The sequence below is a fragment of the Streptomyces sp. NPDC001781 genome, assembly GCF_053596035.1.
In genome coordinates this window covers 1-2,304 of the sequence record NZ_JBSFFI010000081.1, presented here as the reverse complement: position 1 = coordinate 2,304, position 2,304 = coordinate 1, and the positions used below count along the sequence as shown (strand labels likewise).

Below are 2,304 nucleotides of genomic sequence, written 5' to 3'. Positions count from 1 at the left end.
GCGACTACGACGACCCGTCCAAGGTGCTCACCTGGAACGACGGCTCGCCCCGCTACCACCTCCGCGTCACGCTGGAGGACACCGGCTCCACGCAGCGGTGGGACGGCGACACCGAGCAGTGGGTGAACACCGACGACACCGACGACGGCTCCCGCGCCCTGTACGTGAAGGGCCAGATGGCCAAGGCGTTCCGCGACGCGGTCCGCAAGGCCGGCGAGAAGCAGCCCGAGGTCGGCGGGTACCTCAAGGTCACGTACGTCCGCAACGGACAGCGCAAGGAGGGCAGCCGGGGCAAGCCTCCGAAGGAGTACACCGTGGAGTACCTGCCGCCGGCCCGCAACCCGAAGGGCGCCCAGCAGTTCATGGGCGACGGCGGTAACGCCGGCGAGGCGGACCCGTTCGGCGGCTGAGCGGATCCACGGCACACTGCACAGAGGAAACCCCCGGGAAGTGGTGATTCCCGGGGGTTTCCCCTTGCCCAGCATCATGTCAGGCCGGAACCGGCTTGCGGCGGCGGGCCGGCTTCTTCACCGGTACGTGCTCGATGGGAGGGCGGGCGCCGGGGATGCGCGGCCAGGCCACTACGTGCAGGGCCTCCAGGTGCGCGGCGGGGAGGTTCACGACCGGTGCTCCGTAGGCCGCGTGTCCGGCCGCCCGCAGCCACCACGCGTCGCACTGGTCGCCGCCCGGGTCGCCGGCGAACGTCCGGCCGGCGCGCTCCAGTGCCGCCGCCGCCATGCGGTCCTTGTCGGCGCTGCCGTCGCCGGTGACGAAGGTCTTCAGCGTGGACGGGTTGACGACGACGTACGGAACCCCGGCCCGGAGGAAGCAGAGCCGGACCGTGGCGTGCACCATCGGGATCACCTTGTTCGCCGCGCCGATCATCGCCCCTTGGACGTCCTCGATGACGCCGAGGTCCGGCCGGGCCACGCGCAGGGCCTCGGTCGCCCACATCTCCAGGTTGAGCAGTCGGGCGTCCCCGGCGCCCTTGGGTTTGATGAGCGCCGTGCTGCCGTCCGGCATGGCTATGCCCGTGGCCTTCATCGACAGGTCCCACCCCATGATGCGCATTCCTTGGTCCTCCGCTTCGGGCGCACTCTCATTTCGTTAAATCAGATGTACCCGGTAGCCTGACCAGCCACGCTCCCGACGCGGCCTGGACTGAGCTATGTGCGGGTTTACCCGATGGGTACGCTCGGAGCAGGACCACGGACTGAGGAGACGAGACCAATGGCGAGCCCCACACCCCTGCCCGGACTGCCCGACGTCGGCCGGGCGGGAGCCTGGACGATCACCAGTCAGCACGGCGAGACGATCACGATCGCCGGTGAGCTGCTGGGGCTCGGCTCCAGTTTCCGGCCCCGGCACCAGAACCACGAGGGCACCGACTTCGCCCCGCCGCGCACCCACTGCTCCACGTGCCGCTGGACGGAGATTCGGATCTTCGCCGTCGACTCGCAAGAGGGCACCGACCGGCCGCTGCCGTACCTGGTCGTCAAGCGCGGCGCCTCCGCCGTCCCCGGTGAGACCGACTTCATCGAGTGGGAGGGCCTGATCACCGGTGACGAGGTGCTGGAGAAGCTGACCACGCGGCGCGGCTCCGACGCCTTCCTGACCGCGCCCGCGTCCCGCGCGGCCTCGCAGGCCGCCGCGTTCGACGGCGGGATGCGCGACGCCTGGCAGAACCGCGCGGTGCGCTGAGCCGTTCGGCGCTGTTCGGCGCCGACGCGTCCCGCTGCTAGCCTCCCCGCCGGACACAGCCGACGAAGGGCAGGGCGATGGGACGGCACAGCGCGCAGAGGCTGCCGGGCAGGACGCTGCGGAGCACGTACCTGCGGCTGCTGGAGGCGTACAGCCGGCTGCTGCGGGAACACCGACGGCTCGAACGGGAGCACCGCGAACTGCTGCGGCAGGTGCCCGCGCGGCCGTCCGCCGAGCTGGAGTTGTGGCGGCCACGGGCGTCCGTGTGGGGCCGCAGCGGCGAGGCGATGGACGTGGAGACGGCCGGCCGGCTGGTGCGCGACTCGGGCCTGCTGACTTCCGCCGGGGGTTGAACGATGACAGGGCCGGGAATACCGATTAAGATAAATCATCGGCCCTGTCAGAGCCCCGAGGAAGGAACCATGACCATGACCGCGCAGGAGCGCCCCACGCGGGGACGCCCCCGACCCGACGAGACCATCCGCCGCGACGAGACCGTCCTGCAACTGCTCAAGGACCACCCGGGCGGCCTGCCGCGCAACGAGATCGCCGAACTGATGAACCTGGACAAGGTCAAGACGTATCTGTCCCTGGACCGGCTGC

4 protein-coding genes and 1 pseudogene are annotated in these 2,304 nt (G+C 70.6%); 4 read left to right on the top strand and 1 reads right to left on the bottom strand.

Translation table 11 applies throughout. The features are described 5' to 3' along the window. Positions 1–410: pseudogene (locus tag ACWCV3_RS28745) on the top strand (hypothetical protein); the annotation flags it as partial. A 79-nt stretch (positions 411–489) separates the two neighbouring features. On the opposite strand, the gene ACWCV3_RS28740 reads toward ACWCV3_RS28745, so the two are convergent. Further along, positions 490–1,062 carry a hypothetical protein gene (locus ACWCV3_RS28740; protein ID WP_451230233.1) on the bottom strand — a complete coding sequence of 191 codons (573 nt, stop codon included), beginning with the start codon at positions 1,060–1,062 and terminating at the stop codon, positions 490–492. 168 nt (positions 1,063–1,230) lie between these two features. Between ACWCV3_RS28740 and ACWCV3_RS28735 the strand changes: the two genes are divergently transcribed. The 3 genes from ACWCV3_RS28735 to ACWCV3_RS28725 all read left to right on the top strand — a co-directional run. After that, positions 1,231–1,701, top strand: coding sequence for a hypothetical protein (locus tag ACWCV3_RS28735; RefSeq protein WP_451230230.1), 471 nt, complete (start codon positions 1,231–1,233; stop codon positions 1,699–1,701). Positions 1,702–1,778: 77 nt separating this feature from the next. Continuing rightward, positions 1,779–2,054 carry a hypothetical protein gene (locus tag ACWCV3_RS28730; RefSeq protein ID WP_451230227.1) on the top strand — a complete coding sequence of 92 codons (276 nt, stop codon included), beginning with the start codon at positions 1,779–1,781 and terminating at the stop codon, positions 2,052–2,054. A 69-nt stretch (positions 2,055–2,123) separates the two neighbouring features. Beyond that, positions 2,124–2,304, top strand: a 181-nt coding sequence (locus ACWCV3_RS28725; protein WP_451230224.1) for a hypothetical protein, incomplete at its 3' end; no start/stop codon positions are given.

Excerpts from the sequence above, each read along its gene's own strand:
- ACWCV3_RS28740 (WP_451230233.1), bottom strand. The coding sequence starts at position 1,062 with ATGGGGTGGGACCTGTCGATGAAGGCCACGGGCATAGCCATGCCGGAC.
- ACWCV3_RS28735 (WP_451230230.1), top strand. The coding sequence starts at position 1,231 with ATGGCGAGCCCCACACCCCTGCCCGGACTGCCCGACGTCGGCCGGGCG.
- ACWCV3_RS28730 (WP_451230227.1), top strand. The coding sequence starts at position 1,779 with ATGGGACGGCACAGCGCGCAGAGGCTGCCGGGCAGGACGCTGCGGAGC.